This window comes from Micromonospora humida (genome assembly GCF_016901255.1).
GTDB lineage: Bacteria > Actinomycetota > Actinomycetes > Mycobacteriales > Micromonosporaceae > Micromonospora > Micromonospora wenchangensis.
In genome coordinates this window covers 127,898-143,380 of sequence record NZ_JAFEUC010000017.1, presented here as the reverse complement: position 1 = coordinate 143,380, position 15,483 = coordinate 127,898, and the positions used below count along the sequence as shown (strand labels likewise).

Genomic DNA, 15,483 nt, shown 5'->3' with positions numbered 1-15,483 from the left:
CACCGTGGCCGCCGTATCCCCGGAAGAGAGCTGAACGATGGCACGCCGTAAGGACGACCGCGCCAAGGTGGACCTGTCCGCCTTCGACCAGGCCGGCGCGCGGGTCTTCGACAACCCGCTGGTCACCGAGGTGTCCGACTCCTACCTGGAGTACGCCTTCTCGGTCATCCACTCCCGGGCGCTGCCCGACGCCCGCGACGGCCTCAAGCCGGTGCACCGCCGCATCCTGTGGTCCATGCACGAACAGGGCCACCGCCCCGACCGGGGGCACGTCAAGTCGGCCCGGATCGTCGGCGACGTCATGGGCAAGTACCACCCGCACGGCGACACGGCGATCTACGACGCGATGGTCCGGCTCGCCCAGGACTTCTCGCTCAACGCGCCACTCATCGACGGGCACGGCAACTTCGGTTCCCCGGACGACGGACCGGCCGCCGCGCGCTACACCGAGGCCCGGCTCTCCCGGGAGGCGATGCTGCTGGTCGGTGAGCTGGGCGAGGACACCGTCGACGTCGAGCCCAACTACGACGGCTCGCTGACCCAGCCGACCGTGCTGCCCGCCGCCTTCCCCAACCTGCTGGTCAACGGGGCGTCCGGGATCGCGGTCGGGATGGCCACCAACATGATCCCGCACCACCTCGGCGAGGTGGTCTCCGCCGCCCGCTGGCTGATCAACCACCCGGACGCCGACCTCGACAAGCTCATGGAGTTCGTCCCCGGCCCCGACCTGCCCACCGGTGGCCTGCTGCTCGGGCTGGACGAGGTGCGCCGGGCGTACGAGACCGGGCGCGGTGTGGTGCGGATGCGTGGCCGGGTGGAGATCGGCCCGCTGGAGGGCAGCCGGGGCCGGCAGGCGATCACCGTCGTCGAACTGCCGTACGGCGTCGGCGCGGAGAAGGTCATCGCGGCGATCACCAACGAGGTGAACAAGACCAAGCGGCTCACCGGCATCGCCGACGTCAAGGACCTCACCGACCGGGAGAGCGGCACCCGGCTGGTCGTCGAGTGCAAGGTCGGGGTCAACCCGCAGGCGTTGCTGGCCGACCTCTACCGGCTGACCCCGCTGGAGCAGTCCTTCGGCATCAACAACCTGGTGCTTGTCGACGGCCAGCCGCGCACCCTCGGGTTGAAGGCGCTGCTGGAGGTGTTCCTGGCCCACCGCTACGAGGTGGTGACCCGGCGCAGCGCGTACCGGCGGCGCAAGCGCCAGGAGCGGCTGCACCTGGTCGACGGCCTGCTGATCGCCCTGCTCGACATCGACCGGGTGGTCAAGCTGATCCGGGCCAGCGAGGACGCCCAGGCCGCCAAGGACGGCCTGATGCAGAAGTTCAAGCTCTCCGAGATCCAGGCCACCTACATCCTGGACACCCCGCTGCGCCGGTTGACCAAGTACGACCGGATCGAGCTGGAGGCCGAGCAGGAGAAGCTGCGCGGGGAGATCGCCGCGCTGTCGAAGATCCTCGACGACCCGAAGGTGCTCCGGAAGGTCGTCTCCGACGAGTTGGCCGCCGTGGTCAAGCAGTTCTCCGCGGCGCGGCGGACCACCCTGGTCGACGGGGACCTCAAGGAGGTGCTGGCGGCGTCGGTGCCGGCCGGGCCGTTGGAGGTGGCCGACGACCCGTGTCAGGTGATCCTCTCGGCGACCGGGCTGGTCGCCCGGACGGCGGCCGAGTCGGAGGAGGCGTCCGAGGGGCGTCGGCGCAACGGCCGGGTCAAGCACGACACGGTACGCGCGGTCGTGCACACCACGGCCCGGGGTCGGGTGCTCCTGGTCACCAGCGCCGGCCGGGCCTTCAAGGTCGACGTGTTGCCGCTGCCGGTGCTGCCCGAGCAGGCCGGCACGGTGTCGCTGCGGGGCGGGATGGCCGCCGCCGAGCTGGTCCCGTTGGCGGCGGGGGAGACGGTGATCGGGCTGGCCCCGCTGGGCCCGACCGCGCAGGGCTCCCCGGGCCTGGCGGTGGGCACCCGGCAGGGCGTGGTGAAGGTGTGCACGCCGGAGTGGCCGGTGCGGTCCGACGAGTTCGAGGTGATCTCGCTGCGGTCGGGCGACGAGGTGGTGGGGGCCACCTGGCTCGACGACGGCAGCGAGACGGTGGCGTTCGTGACCAGTGAGGCGTCCCTGCTGCGGTTCGCGGCGTCCGTGGTCCGCCCGCAGGGGCTCAAGGGCGGCGGGATGGCCGGGGTCAGCCTGCCGGCGGGCGCCCGGGTGGTGTTCTTCGGCGCGGTCCGCACCGACGACGCCGCGCACGGGGAGCCGATGGTGGTCACCTCGACGGGGGCGACGGTCAAGGTGACGCCGTTCGCGTCGTACCCGGCGAAGGGCAGGGCGACCGGCGGGGTGCGGGCGCAGCGGTTCCTCAAGGGGGAGACGGATCTGGTGGTGGCCTGGATCGGCGCGCGGCCGGTGGGCGCGACGGCGACCGGTGACCCGGTGGAGCTGCCGCCGGCCGATCCGCGCCGGGACGGGTCCGGCTTCGCCGTCATGCTCGGCCCGACCGTCGTCGGGCACCTCATCGAACGCGACTGAGGTCACCCCGGCCGCCGCGAGGGCTGACGGCCGGCCGCCCCGTCGGCGTCAGGCGACGTCGACGGGGCGGAACTGGACGCTGACCCGGGGGCCGACCGGGCGGGTGGTCTTGGGCACGGCATGCTCCCAGGTGCGCTGGCAGGACCCGCCCATCACCACCAGGTCGCCGTGACCGAGCGGGAAGCGCAGGGTGTCGCCGCCGCCCCGGGGGCGTAGCAGCAGCGGGCGGGGCGCGCCGAACGACACGATCGCCACCATCGTGTCGGTGTGCGCGGAACGGCCGAGGGTGTCGCCGTGCCAGGCGACGCTGTCCCGCCCGTCGCGGTAGAGGCACATGCCGGCGGTGACGAACGGCTCGCCCAGCTCGGCGGCGTAGTGCCGACTCAGTGCCGTGCGGGCGGCGGTGAGCAGCGGGTGCGGCAGCGGGCGGTCGGGGCCGTACCAGCAGAGCAGGCGGGGGACGTCGACCTGCGTGTCGTACATGGTGCGGCGTTCGGCCCGCCAGGGGACGCCGGTGCGCAGGGTGTCGAGGACCGCGTCGGAGCCGTGCACCCAGCCGGGCAGGTGGTCGACCCAGGCGCCCCGGGTGAGCATCCGGCGGCGCAGCCCGGTCAGCGGGGTCAGCGTCGGGCCGGTGTCGGTGAGGTCGAGCATCGACGGTTGGTAGGCGGCCTGCGGCATACCCGGCACCCTATCAGGGTTTTAGTACACCCGTACGATCGGCGATCCGGGTGAGGACGGCTTCGGCCACCCGTTGCCGGCCGCGCCCGTCGACGGTGGTCCAGGCGCGGGCGGCGAGGGCCGCCCGCCGCCGGGGGGAGGCCAGCAGGGTGCGCAGGGTGCGGGCCGCCTCCGCCCGTGCGGCCCGCCCGGCCAACCCCGGCGCGGCCAGTTCCGGCAGCTCGCCGAGGCCGGCGGCGAGCCCGTGCGCCACCACCCGCCGGTACGCGTCACGCTGGTTGTCGACCACGCAGACCAGGGCGGCGGGCGCACCGAGACAGCACAGTTCCCAGGTGGAGGTGCCGGCGGCGCTGACCACCAGGTCGGCCGCGCCGATCAGCGCGGGCAGGGCGTCGGTCGGCGCGACGAGGTGCAACGACTGCCCCCGCCCGGTGCCGACCTGCGACAGGTCGGCCTCGATCCCGGGGCGGGCGACGACCACGGTCACCGCCATCGGGTGACCGGTGCCGAGCAGCACCCGGGTCAGCACCGGGGCCGCGCCGACCGCGTCGGTGCCGCCGAAGAAGGCGAGCACCCGGGGGCGGGGTGCCGGGGTGGCCGGTGGCGGGGCGGCCGGCCGGGCGGCGGTCACCGCGTCGCGCAGCAGCGCGTACCGGACCCCGGCCAGCAGCCGCCCGTCGCCGGGTGTGCCGGCGGTGGGCTGCCCGTCGGGGGTGTCCGCGCCGAAGTTCTGGTCCAGGTAGAGGTCGGCGTCCTGACCCCGGGCGTCGCCGTCGACGATCGCCAGGGTGAGCACGCTGGCCGCCCGCAGCGCCCCCGCGCCCGCCGGGTCCAGCTCGTACGAGTCGAGCACGAACGCGTCGAGGGCGTGCGCGCGGGCGGCCTCGACCAGCCCGGCGGGGGTGTCCGGACCGGGGTGGACCGGGATGCCGCACGCGGCCAGGTGGGCGGCGGCCCAGCCGACCCGGTCCACCGTGCCGAACAGTTCGACCCGGGCACCCCGGGCCAGGAACTCCTCGCCGAGGGCCAGGCAGCGCACCAGGTGCCCGACGCCGGTGTGCGGGCCGGCGTCGCAGCGCAGCCCGATCCGTGGTGGGTTCAGGACTCCTCCAGCCGCTTCTGGCGTACCGAGGAGTTGAGGGTACGCAGGTCGGGCCGCCCGTCGAGCCAGTCGGCGAGTTTCGCCAGCGGCACGCTGACGTCGCCGAAGTGGTCGACGACGGCGCTGACCAGCGCCCAGTCCTGGTCGGTGTCGAGGGTGAGCCGCAGCGTCGACCGGTCCGGGGTGAGGGTCACCCCGAGCACCCGGAACAGCTCCGGACGGGCGTACGCGAAGGAGGTGACGTGCACCCGGTGGTGGTCGACGGCGAGCCGGTCCAGGGTGCGCAGCGCGTCCGCCCGGATGATCTCCACGTCCAACCCCCGGGGCAGGGTACGGGCGATCGAGGTGCTGGCGTAGTCGAGCCCGGGGACGGCCCGGTAGACCGACGCCACCAGGGTGACGATCTCCGGGTCGAGCAGCGGGCAGTCGGCGGTGAACCGCATGACGGCGTCGCCGGGGTGGGCGTCGAGCGCGCCGACGAACCGGCTCAGCACGTCGTCCACCGGCCCCCGGTGCACGGGCACGTCGAGCCGCGCGCACTCGGCGACCACCGCGTCGTCGACGGGGTCGACGCTGGTGGCGACCACCAGGTCGGCGAGGATCCCGCTGTCCCGGGCGGCCCGGACCACCCGGCCGAGCACGCTGCGCCCGGCCAGCGGGCGCAGCACCTTGCCGGGTAGCCGCGACGAACCCATCCGGGCCTGCACGATCCCGACGATCCGCGGGTCGGAGCCGACCTGTGCGACCGCGTCGGGTCCGACGGGGTCGGTGGTGGGGCCGGGCCGGGCCGCCGCCGGGATGCCGGTGCCGCCGCGCCGGCATGGCGGCGGGGTGGCCGGGGCGGTCACTGCTGCTCCTCCTGCGGCTTGGGGCCGAGCGCCTCGCGGGCCCGCCGCTTGGCCGCCCGGGCGCCCCGCTTGGCCAGTCGGGCCGGGGTGATGGCCAGCCGGCCCACCCGGTAGCTGAGCGAGCCACTGAGCAGGTTGATCGTGGCGTCGGCGCGACGTAGCGCCCGTTCCCGCGAGGTGAGCAGCTCCTCGGTCCACTTCAGCAGGGCGGCGAGCCGGGTCAGCTCCTCCCGCTGGCGTACCCAGGCCTCGCGCATCTGCTGGTAGCTGCGCGGCCCGGCGGGCGGGTCGGTGGGGGTGACCGCCCGCAGTTCGGTGGCGAGCGTCCCCCGCCGGTCGGCGTCGAGGCCGCGCAGGGCGGCGGCGACCGCCGCCTCGGTCTCCACGGCCGCGTCGACGGTGGCCCGGTCCAGGTCGTGCCCGGCGACGCCGCCGAGGACCACGGTCAACCCGGCGACGTCCAGGGTGGACGGCCACGGGTGGGCGTAGCCGCCGGTGACCAGGGTGACCGCGAACCGCCACAGCCCCCGGGCCAGCGTCACCTCGAGGGTCAGCGGCTCGCTGGCCTGCCAGCTCGGGTCGAGCACCGCGAAGGTGTCCCCGTCGACGACCACGGTGTCCGGGTCGGCGAGCGCGACCGCCCCGGTGAGCCGCCCGTCCGGGTCGGCCTGCCCGGCGAGCCACCCCGCGTAGCCGCCCAGCAGCCGGCGCAGGGCGTCCAGGTCGCGGCGCAGGCAGCCGTCGAGCAGCACGGTGCGCAGCAGCCGTCCCGGCGGCACCGGGCCGGTGAGCGCGGCCGGGTCCCGGTGGGCGGCCTCCCGGCTGGCGAAGGGTGCCGGCCGGGTCCGGTCGGCCCCGCCGCCGGTGACCGCCCAGCGCCAGCCGTCCGGCCCGTCGGACACCTCGACCACCCCCACCCCGGGCGGCCCGGTCTGCACCAGCACCACCGGCAGCGCCGGGGCGACGGGCGCGGCGGGGCCGGCGCGGCGGGCCAGCGTCAGCCAGCCGGGGGCCAGCGCCGCACCGAGCCCGGCGTGCAGTGCGTCGACCGCCAGCCGGGCCGGGTCCTGGAGCACCGGGCCGGCGGCGAACCCACCGGCGCAGGCACCGTGCAGCACCGCGTCGAGCAGCCCGGAGGTGGGCCGCTGCTCCAGCGCGTCGGTGGCGACCAGGGCCGTCGGGGCACCCGGACCGGGGTACGCGGCGTAGCCGGCGTCGGTGGTCAGTCCCACCTCGGCGAGCCGGGCGCTTAGCTGCTCCCGGTTGACCGGGCGGCCGGCGTCGAGCACCCCGCCGATGCTCCACGCCGCGTCGCCCCGGTCGGCGTACCAGGGGGTGGGGGCGACCAGCCGGGACACCCCCAGCGGATTGTCCAGGCGCAGCAGCAGCGTGCCGCCGGGGCGCAGGGCGGCGGCCAGCCGGGCCAGCACCCCCGTCCAGCCCAGCCGGGCCCCCTCGACCGACTCGACGGCGTCCAGCCCGGCCCCGGCCACCACCACGTCGAACGTGTCGGTCGGGTCGAGTCCGGTCGGGCCGCCGACGATCACCCGGGCGGCCCGGTCGGCCAGGGCCACCGCGTCCGGGTGGCTGCGCAGCAGGCAGGTCACCTCGGCATGGGCGAGGCGGTCGAGCAGCGCCGGGTCGTGCGGCCCGGCCAGCAGCACCCGCGCCCCGGCCGGTACGACCCGGGCGGCCAGCGCGCCCAGCGGCCCACCGTCGGCCAGCCGCTGCTCCGGCAGATCGGACCAGGCCAGCATCTCCCCGCCGGGCAGGACGACGGGGGCGGTGGTTCCAGTGGTCAACTCGTGCCTCCTGCGGGATGCGCCCAGCCGAGCAGTTCACGCAGCTCGGCCGGCGTACAGCGGTGGTCGGTGCCCAGTTCGGCGCGGGCGATCCCGACGGCGGTCGGCAGGTCCACCGACTCGCCGTGCAGCTGCGGCCACTGCCGGCGGATGCGGGCGGTGCCGCCGAAGGTGGGGTCCTCCTTGGCCAGGATCATCGGGTCGCCGTAGACGGCCGGTTCGCATCCGGCGGCGATGCCGTAGAAGATGGCGCTGGTCAGCCGGTTGGACGCCACCCGGGCGTGCCGGCGCAGCTCGGTGAGCTGCTTGTCGAGGAACAGCGGGTCGGTGTCGCGCCACCAGTGGCCCCGGTAGCCGTGGCAGATCACCCGGAAGCCGGCGTTCTCGTAGAGCCGGCGGACCCGGCGCATGCCGTACTCGTGCCAGTAGAGGCAGACGGTGACCGGGCCGGGTTCGGTGTCCCTGATCCGGGCGATCAGCTCCCTGTGGTCGCCCTTGACGTGCTGGCCCTCCCAGCCGTGGAACGGGTACCAGATGGTGCCCTCCCGGGCGGCCGGCGGCGGGTCGTCGCGGCGCAGGTCGAGCAGGTACGCGAAGGGCGCGCCGACGACCACCACGTTGCGCCGCCCCACCGACCAGGCCCGCCGCCGGGTCTGCTCCGACCAGAGCAGGCTCGGGGTGCGCTCGGCGTACGGGTGGCCGGGGGCGAGACCGTCGCCGATGTTCCAGCCGTGCTGGACGTACCCGTTGATCCGGGGCGGGTGGCCGTCGCCCAGCCCGCAGTAGCGGGCCAGCACGTGGGCGTGGCCGTAGAAGTGGTTCGCGTGGTGCATCGGTTCCCCCGGTCAGGCGGCGGTGGGCGCGGTGACGCCGCGCAGCGCCGCGCCGAGCGCGTCGATCACCCGGTCCTGGTCGGTGTCGGTGAGACCCGGGTACAGCGGCAGCGAGAGCTGCTGGGCGTAGAACGCCTCGGCCACCGGGCAGGACCCGCGCCGGTAACCCAGGTCGGCGAAGGCCGGGTGCCAGTGCACCGGCAGGTAGTTGACCTGGACGCCGATGCCGGCCGCCCGCATCCGGTCGTACACCTCGCGGCGGCGGCCGTCGAGGATCCGGACCGGGTAGAGGTGCCAGGCGGGGGCGGCCCAGGACCGGCGGGTCGGGGTGAGTACCCCGGGCAGGTCGGTCAGCGCCTCGTCGTAGCGGGCCACCAGCCGGGCGCGGGCGGCGAGGAAGTCACCGAGCCGGCGCAGTTGGCTGCGGCCCAGCGCGCAGAGCACGTCCGGCAGCCGGTAGTTCAGCCCGAAGGAGTGCACCTCCTGGTGCCAGCCGCCCTCGTCCGGCTCGCGCAGCTCGGCGCGCTCCCGGACCAGCCCGATGTTGCGGAACCGGCGGGCCCGCGTCAGCAGCTCCGGGTCGGCGGTGGCGACCGCGCCGCCCTCGGCGGTGGTGAGGTTCTTGGTGGGGAAGAACGAGAAGGTGGTCAGGTCGGCGAGCGACCCGACCGGTCGGCCCCGGTAGGTGGCCCCGATGGAGTGCGCCGCGTCGGCCAGCAGCAGCGCGTCGGAGCCGGCCAGGGCGGTGCGCAGGGCGTCGTAGTCGGCCGGGTGGCCGGCGTAGTCGACGGCGGCGACGACCCTCGTCCGGGCGGTGGTCGCGGCGGCGGCCGCCGCCGGGTCCAGGGTGAACGTCCCCTCCTCGACGTCGGCGAAGACGATCCGCGCGCCGAGGGCGACCGCGCTGCTGGCGGTCGCCACGAACGTCATCGGCGGCACCACCACCTCGTCGCCGGGTCCCACCCCGGCCGCCGCGTAGGCGACGTGCAGGGCGGCGGTGCCGTTGGCGACCGCCGCGCAGCCGGCCCCGCCGGTCCAGCCCGCGAGGTCGGCCTCGAACGCGTCGACCTGCGGGCCGGTGGTGAGCCAGTCGCTGCGCAGGGTGGCGACCACGGCGGCGACGTCGTCGTCGGTCACCGACTGCCGGCCGTACGGGAGCATCGCCGTCACGCCGCGATGCCGAGCATGTCGCGCAGCTGCGGGACGCTCAACCACTCGTCGTTGCCGTCGGACTGGTAGGCGAAGCCGTCCGGCACCGGCTCGCAGTCGACGGGCGGCCGGTAACCCCAGGTGGCGATCGTCGGCTGGACGATGAACCGGTCCTTCGCGCGCAGCGTCCGGCGGCTGTCGTCCGGGGCGATCATCTCCTCGTGCAGCTTCTCGCCGGGCCGGATGCCGATCTCGTGGGTGGTGGCGTCCGGGGCGACCGCCTCGACCAGGTCGAGGATGCGCATGCTGGGGATGCGCGGCACGAACAGCTCACCGCCCTGCATCTGGTCGAAGCTGTCCAGGACGAACTGCACGGCCTGGTCCAGGGTGATCCAGAACCTGGTCATCCGCTTGTCGGTGATCGGCAGACTCTTGCCCTCGGCGGCGAGCCGCCGGAACAGCGGCACCACCGAGCCCCGGCTGCCGACCACGTTGCCGTAGCGGACCACGGCGAACCGGGTGGGGTGCTGGGCGGCGTAGTGGTTGGCCGAGACGAAGAGCTTGTCGCCGACGAGCTTGGTCGCGCCGTACAGGTTGATCGGGCTGGACGCCTTGTCGGTGGAGAGCGCGATGACCTTCCGGACGCCGGCTTCGATGGCCGCGTCGACCACGTGCTGCGAGCCGGTGATGTTGGTGGCGATGAACTCCGACGGGTTGTACTCGGCGGTGTCGACCTGCTTGAGGGCGGCGGCGTGCACCACGTGGTCCACCCCGTGCATGGCCCGGGTGAGCCGGTGGCGGTCCCGGATGTCCCCGATGAACCAGCGCAGCCGGGGGTCGTCGCCGAGTTGCTGGCGCAGCTCGTACTGCTTGAGTTCGTCGCGGGAGAACACCACCACCCGGGCCGGGTCGGCCACGTCGAGGACGTGCCGGAGGAACGTCTTCCCGAAGGACCCCGTCCCGCCGGTGACCAGAATGGAGGACCCATTCAACTCACTCAATTTGGTGCTCCCCAGCTCGTGGTTGCGCCGCAGGCTCCGGGCCAGGCGACCGGACGGACGCTAACCAGGTCGGGTTAACGCACCGACGCCCCCGGGTTAACCGCCCACGCTGGTCGTGTGAATGCCGGCCCCCCGGCGGGCGAACACTTGCCGACCCGGCCGCTGCCGGCTGACCAGCGGGTACGCCGCTGACTACAGTGGCCCGGCGCGGCCGGTGGGCATCCCGCCGCAGGCGCATCCGACACCCACGGCCGGGCACCGCCCCCATCGGCCCGGCCTGCGGGCCGGGGCCGTCGCGCGCCCCGGGCGGGCCGACGGGGGTACCCCGACGAGGCAGGAGACGACGCATGGTGGCCGTCACCGAGGTGGGACCCCGGGTCGCCGACCCGGCCGGGCAGCCGGCTCGCCGACGCCGGCGGCTGGTGCCGGCGCTGCTGGTGGTGGGCTGGCTGCTGGGCGTCGGCTGGCGGATGTGGCTGTCCCGGCACGTGCCGCTGCCCATCGCCCACACCGACGAGGACAGCTACCTGCACACCGCCCGCGCGCTGGCCGGCGGGCCGGGCGGCTTCAGCAGCGAGAACGGGCCGTTGCGCCGGGTCGGCTACCCGCTGCTGATCTCCCCGGCGTTCCTCGGGGAGCGGGACTTCGCCGACAGCTACCGACTGGTGCAGTTGGTCAACGCGGCGGTGAACGCGACGGTGCTGCCGCTTTCGTACCTGCTGCTGCGTCGGCTGGTGCCGGTGCGCCGCGCGGTCGCCCTGGCCGCCGCGACCGTCGCGGCCACCCTGCCGGCGACGGTGTTCTACGCCGGGGTGGCGATGATCGACGCGGTGCTCGCGCCGCTGGTGCTGGCCTGGCTGCTGGCCGTGCACCACTGGGTGCGCCGGCCCGGCCCGCTGGTCGCCGCCGGGGCCGGCACCCTGGTCGGGACGTTCCACCTGCTGCACTCCCGGGGCCTGGTGATCGTGGGTGTGCACGCCGGCCTGGTGCTGCTGCTGTTCCTGCGGCGACGGATCGGCCCGGCGCAGGTGCTCGCCGCCGTCCTGCCGGTGCTGGCGCTGGCGCTGCTCAACGAGGTGGTCATCCGGCTGCTCGGTGACCGGGTCTACCTGCTGGGCGATCCGCCCGGCGGCGGCACCGTCCGGGCGGTCGCCTCCGGGCCGGGGCTGCTGCGGGTCGGCGCGGCGGTCGCCACCCAGCTCTGGTACCTGGTGGTCATCACCTTCGGGTTGGCCGGTGTCGCCTGGGCCGGGGCCGTCCGCCTCCTGCTCCGCCGTCCCGCCCCCACCACGGGCCCGGGGCCCGCCGCCGCGTCCCCGCCGCCCGCCGCCGGCCCGGCCGACGGGGTCGGGGCGACCCGGTGGACGGTCGGGGTGGCGCTGGTGACCAGCGTGGGGGTGGCGGCCGGCGCGTCGGTGATCCTGGCCGGCATCACCGGCAAACCGCTGGACGCCATCTACGGCCGGTACGTGCAGATGCTCGCCCCGTTCTGGCTGCTGCTCGGGGTGGGGATGCTGGTGGCAGCGACGCCCCGGCAGCGGTGGCGGCGGGTGGCGGTCGCGGTGGGCCTGCTGCTGGCCGGCGCGACCCTGATCGCCGCCCGGCTGGCCTGGGTCGCCAGCCGGGGACACGAGCTGCGCTACGGCGGCTTCGGCGCACCGGACCTGATGGCGCTCACCGGTGGCTGGCGGGAGTTCCGGCCGTTCACCGGGGCCGCCGTCGGGATCGCCGGCTGCCTGCTGCTGGTCGCCGCCCTGCGGCTGCCCCGGTGGCGGCTGCCGGTGCTCGCCGCGCTGGTGGCGGTGAACCTCGGCACCATGCAGGTGATCACCGAGCGGCTGGTCCGGCCGGTGGTCGCGGCGACCGCGCCGACCCCCCGGGTGGCCGACCTGGGGGTACGCCCCGGCGACCGGGTCTGGGCGTCGCTCGGCGTGCAGTGGGTGCTCCGGTTCAACCTCAGCCACCAGGTCACCTGGGCCGACGTGCGGTGGTTCGGGGCCGACCCGCCGGCCGACGCCGACGTGGTGTTCGTCAGGTGGGCCCCCGGCGAGCCGGACGACTGGGACGGCACCCGGTACGGCTTCGTCCGCCTCGGCGGCAACCCGGAGCAGCGCTGGGCCGCCTGGCGGCGTGCCTGAGCCGAGGCCGCGCCGCCCGGAACCGGCCCGCCGGGCTCGGCGAAGCAATTCGGTTAACGCGGGGTGGCGGGCCGGTTAATGGTCGCCGGACAATCGGGGAAATCAGCGACGGCGACGGTTCTCCCGGGTCAGGGAAATAGGGATGACGGTGATTTCCCGGCCGTCGTGCGTCTCGCGTCGACCGGTGCCCTCGACGAACCGGAACCGTCGGTTCATCTGCCGTACGACCGTGTTGTCGGCCAGCACCTCGCCGTCGAGCCGGTCCAGCGCGAGCACGTCGAAGGCGTGGTCCACCGCCGCCCGCATCACGCCCAGCCAGGCGGGCAGCGTCGCCCCCCGCTCGGCCAACCCGTCGGCATCCAGGTAGAAACCCCAGGAAGCGGTGCGTTGCGGCCCGTCCGGGCGCAGGTCGAAGAAGGTCACCACACCGGCCGGCCGATCGTCGTGCAGGTAGATCAGCACCCGCCGGGTCGGGTCGGTGAGCACCCGCGACCACCACGCCGCGTGCTCGGCGGCGGTGATCTCGTGACTGGTCTTGCTGACCTGCCGGTTGGTTTCCTGATTACGCCAGGACAACATCAGGTTAACGTCGTCCGTAGTGGCCTCGCGCAGCACCCGTACCCCTTTGTATTCATCTGGTGGACCCCTGCGGACCCTACCCGGGTAAAGGGGCCGGATAATTGTCGGGCTGTACACTCCGGCGCATGAACGAATTGAGTCGCGCGCAGATCCGCGACCTCATGGCGCAGGTGGTGCGCAACCAGGGCCGGGTGCTGCCCGACGACGACTCCACCGACCTGCGGGAGATCGGCTTCCGGTCGCTGGACTTCTCGGAGCTGGCCCTGCGGGTCGAGGACGCCACCGGCGAGGAGCTGAACTTCGACGCCCCCGGCCTGCGCCGGATCGCCACCGTCGGCGACGTCCTCGACTTCCTCGCCGAACTCCAGCGGCAGTGACCGTCGCGACCTCGCCGGCCGGGCTGGACAACCGGGTCGTCGTCGCCGGGGTGGCCCGGAGCTGGCGGGACCTGCCCGCCCCGGTGCTGCCGTCGCCCGGGGTGGTCCTCGCCGCCGGGGCCGCCGACGCGCTCGCCGTCGCCCGGCGGCACGCCGTCGACGGCACCGAACTGCTGCTCGCCGCCCCCACCCGGGTCGACGCGACGATGCGCGACGAGCTGCGCGCCGCCGGGTTCGCCGTCACCGTACTCACCGCCGGGGTGCCGCGGACCGTGCCGCCGGCCGTCTCCCGGGCGCCGGAGGCGGGTCGGCTCTGGCTGCTCACCTCCGGGTCGACCGGACGGCCCAAGCGGGTCGGGCACAGCCTCGACTCGTTGACCACCGTACGGTCGGCGCAGCCGGAACGGACCTGGCTGTGCCCGTACGCCCCCGGCAGCTACGCCTGGTGGCAGGTGGTCACCCTGTCGCTGACCCAGCCCGGTCAGCACCTGGTGGTGGTCGACCCCGAGGAGTTGGACGACTGGCCGGCGATCGCCGCCGCGCACGGCGTCGACGCCGTCTCCGGCACCCCCACCTTCTGGCGGCGCACCCTGCACCGCGACCCGCAGGCGCTGGCCCGGGTGCCGCTGCGCCAGCTCACCCTCGGCGGCGAACCGGTCGACCAGGCCGTCCTGGACCGGCTGCGGGAGCTCTTCCCGGCCGCCCGGATCTCCTGGATCTACGCCTCCTCCGAGGTCGGCGCGTCGATCGTGGTGCACGACGGGCGGGCCGGGTTCCCGGTCGGCTGGCTCGACCGGGTCACCCCGGGCCGTCCCACCCTCTCCCTGCGCGACGACGAACTGGTGATCACCTCCCCGCACCACGGGGTCGGCCTCGCCGGGCCGGTCCGCACCGGTGACCGGGCCCAGGTGGTCGACGACCGGGTGGTGATCACCGGCCGGCTGGACTCCGACGAGATCAACGTCGGCGGCAGCAAGGTCTCCGCCGGGCTGGTCCGCGCCGTGCTCACCGCCCACCCCGGGGTCGCCTGGGCGCGGGTCACCGGCCGCCGCGCGCCGGTGCTCGGCCGGATGGTGGTCGCCGAGGTCGTCCCCACCACCGCGTCGGGCGACGCCGGGCAGCCGGACGAGGGCGCGCTGGTGCGCTGGTGCGCCGACCGGCTCCCCGAGTACGCGGTGCCCCGCCGCATCCGCCTGCTGACCGAGATCCCCGTCAAGGAGACCCTGAAGAGCGATGTCTGACTCCCCGCCCGTTCCCGCCAGCACCGTGGTCCTCGTCTCCGGGGGGTCCCGGGGGCTGGGCCTGGCCATCGTCACCGACCTGCTCGACGCCGGGCTCACCATGGCCGCGTTCGCCCGTACCGTCACCCCCGAGCTGGAGAAGCTGGCCGACGCGCACCCCGACCGGGTGCACGTCGGCGCGGTGGACGTCACCGACCTCGCGGCGGCCCAGCGGTTCCTCCGGGAGGTCGAGGCACGGTTCGGTCCGGTCGACGGCCTGGTCAACAACGCCGCCGTCGGGCAGGACTCGATGCACACGCACACCGCCACCGCCGACATCGCCCGGATCGTCGAGACCAACCTGACCGCGCCGTTGCAGCTCACCCGCCTGGTGACCCGGCGGATGCTCGGCCAGGGGCGGCGCGGACGCATCGTCAACGTCACCTCGATCTGCGCCCAGCGCGGTTTCCCCGGTCTGGTCGCGTACTCGGCCACCAAGGGCGGCATGGACGCGGCGACCCGCTCGCTGGCCCGCGAACTGGGCGGGCGGATGCTGGTCAACGCCGTCGCGCCGGGCTTCTTCGCCTCGGAGATGTCCGCCGTGCTGGGCAGCACCCAGCTCGACCAGATCGTCCGTCGCACCCCCACCGGCCACCTGACCGAACCGGCCGAGGTGGTCCCGGTGGTGCGGATGTTGCTGTGCGCGCACACCAACATCAACGGCCAGGTGATCGTGGTCGACGGTGCCGCCTCGATCTGACCTCGCGGCCGGGTCGGGGGGCCTGCGGGTGGCCGGGCCGCCGCTGGCCGACCCGGCACGGCCGGCCGGGGACACCGGGCTGCGGCCGGTGCCCGCGCTGCTCGGTGCCGCCGAACGGCACCTGCGCGTCGGCACCCCCGGCGAGCTGCGGTACGCGGTGACCCGCAGCCACCTCGACGACGGGCGTTGCGTCGGCTGGTACGGGCCGGCCGCCCCCGGCTGGCGGGTGGCGATCGACGCCGAACGGGCCACCGCCGAGGTCCCGCCCGCGTTGGCCGCGCGCTTCGGCCCGGCCGACTTCTGGGCCCGCTGGACCCGGGCGGAGAGCCTGTGCAAGCTGGCCGAGGTGCCGGTGGCCGCCTGGTGGCGGCGGCACGGGCTGGCCGTACCCCCGCACACCCGCGCGGTCTGGCGCACCCTGCGCCTGGCCGACCTGGTGGTCACTGTCGCCTTCGCCCCCTGAACG

At 75.0% G+C, this 15,483-nt stretch carries 14 protein-coding genes; 6 read left to right on the top strand and 8 right to left on the bottom strand.

Features of this window, described 5'->3' with window-relative positions:
- Nucleotides 1-37 precede the first annotated feature (37 nt).
- Nucleotides 38-2,527 carry a DNA gyrase/topoisomerase IV subunit A gene (locus tag JQX11_RS28415; RefSeq protein ID WP_204927997.1) on the top strand — a complete coding sequence of 830 codons (2,490 nt, stop codon included), beginning with the start codon at nucleotides 38-40 and terminating at the stop codon, nucleotides 2,525-2,527.
- Nucleotides 2,528-2,575: 48 nt separating this feature from the next.
- Here JQX11_RS28415 and JQX11_RS28410 read toward each other — a convergent pair whose 3' ends face one another.
- The 7 genes from JQX11_RS28410 to pseB form a co-directional block, all read right to left on the bottom strand.
- Nucleotides 2,576-3,208 (bottom strand): alpha-ketoglutarate-dependent dioxygenase AlkB, encoded by a 633-nt coding sequence (locus JQX11_RS28410; protein WP_204927996.1) that lies wholly within the window; start codon nucleotides 3,206-3,208, stop codon nucleotides 2,576-2,578.
- 13 nt (nucleotides 3,209-3,221) lie between these two features.
- On the bottom strand, nucleotides 3,222-4,310 hold the full coding sequence (locus JQX11_RS28405; protein ID WP_204928029.1) for a PseG/SpsG family protein: 1,089 nt from the start codon (nucleotides 4,308-4,310) through the stop codon (nucleotides 3,222-3,224).
- Nucleotides 4,307-5,029 carry a cytidylyltransferase domain-containing protein gene (locus JQX11_RS28400; RefSeq protein ID WP_307826397.1) on the bottom strand — a complete coding sequence of 241 codons (723 nt, stop codon included), beginning with the start codon at nucleotides 5,027-5,029 and terminating at the stop codon, nucleotides 4,307-4,309. Before JQX11_RS28400 ends, JQX11_RS28405 begins: the two co-directional genes overlap by 4 nt.
- A 125-nt stretch (nucleotides 5,030-5,154) precedes the next feature.
- A complete protein-coding gene (locus JQX11_RS28395; protein ID WP_372444646.1) occupies nucleotides 5,155-6,960 on the bottom strand; it encodes a class I SAM-dependent methyltransferase in 1,806 nt (601 codons plus the stop codon).
- On the bottom strand, nucleotides 6,957-7,793 hold the full coding sequence (locus JQX11_RS28390) for a hypothetical protein (RefSeq protein WP_204927995.1): 837 nt from the start codon (nucleotides 7,791-7,793) through the stop codon (nucleotides 6,957-6,959). Before JQX11_RS28390 ends, JQX11_RS28395 begins: the two co-directional genes overlap by 4 nt.
- A gap of 12 nt (nucleotides 7,794-7,805) precedes the next feature.
- A complete protein-coding gene (locus tag JQX11_RS28385; RefSeq protein WP_204927994.1) occupies nucleotides 7,806-8,963 on the bottom strand; it encodes a DegT/DnrJ/EryC1/StrS family aminotransferase in 1,158 nt (385 codons plus the stop codon).
- Nucleotides 8,960-9,943 carry a UDP-N-acetylglucosamine 4,6-dehydratase (inverting) gene (gene pseB, locus JQX11_RS28380; RefSeq protein WP_088645426.1) on the bottom strand — a complete coding sequence of 328 codons (984 nt, stop codon included), beginning with the start codon at nucleotides 9,941-9,943 and terminating at the stop codon, nucleotides 8,960-8,962. The genes JQX11_RS28385 and pseB overlap by 4 nt, the downstream gene beginning before the upstream one ends.
- A gap of 347 nt (nucleotides 9,944-10,290) precedes the next feature.
- Between pseB and JQX11_RS28375 the strand changes: the two genes are divergently transcribed.
- Nucleotides 10,291-12,081 carry a hypothetical protein gene (locus tag JQX11_RS28375; RefSeq protein ID WP_204927993.1) on the top strand — a complete coding sequence of 597 codons (1,791 nt, stop codon included), beginning with the start codon at nucleotides 10,291-10,293 and terminating at the stop codon, nucleotides 12,079-12,081.
- Nucleotides 12,082-12,183: 102 nt separating this feature from the next.
- Here JQX11_RS28375 and JQX11_RS28370 read toward each other — a convergent pair whose 3' ends face one another.
- Entirely contained in the window at nucleotides 12,184-12,696 is a 513-nt protein-coding gene (locus JQX11_RS28370; RefSeq protein ID WP_204927992.1) for a GNAT family N-acetyltransferase, read from the bottom strand.
- An 89-nt stretch (nucleotides 12,697-12,785) separates the two neighbouring features.
- Between JQX11_RS28370 and JQX11_RS28365 the strand changes: the two genes are divergently transcribed.
- The 4 genes from JQX11_RS28365 to JQX11_RS28350 are packed head-to-tail and all read left to right on the top strand — an operon-like array spanning nucleotide 12,786 to nucleotide 15,480.
- Nucleotides 12,786-13,037, top strand: a complete 252-nt coding sequence (locus JQX11_RS28365) for an acyl carrier protein (RefSeq protein WP_169733084.1) — start codon at nucleotides 12,786-12,788, stop codon at nucleotides 13,035-13,037.
- Nucleotides 13,034-14,278: an AMP-binding protein gene (locus JQX11_RS28360; protein ID WP_204927991.1), complete on the top strand. Its 1,245-nt coding sequence runs from the start codon at nucleotides 13,034-13,036 to the stop codon at nucleotides 14,276-14,278. The genes JQX11_RS28365 and JQX11_RS28360 overlap by 4 nt, the downstream gene beginning before the upstream one ends.
- Nucleotides 14,271-15,017 carry an SDR family NAD(P)-dependent oxidoreductase gene (locus tag JQX11_RS28355; protein WP_204927990.1) on the top strand — a complete coding sequence of 249 codons (747 nt, stop codon included), beginning with the start codon at nucleotides 14,271-14,273 and terminating at the stop codon, nucleotides 15,015-15,017. Before JQX11_RS28360 ends, JQX11_RS28355 begins: the two co-directional genes overlap by 8 nt.
- A complete protein-coding gene (locus tag JQX11_RS28350) occupies nucleotides 15,001-15,480 on the top strand; it encodes a hypothetical protein (protein ID WP_307826393.1) in 480 nt (159 codons plus the stop codon). The genes JQX11_RS28355 and JQX11_RS28350 overlap by 17 nt, the downstream gene beginning before the upstream one ends.
- Nucleotides 15,481-15,483 lie beyond the last annotated feature (3 nt).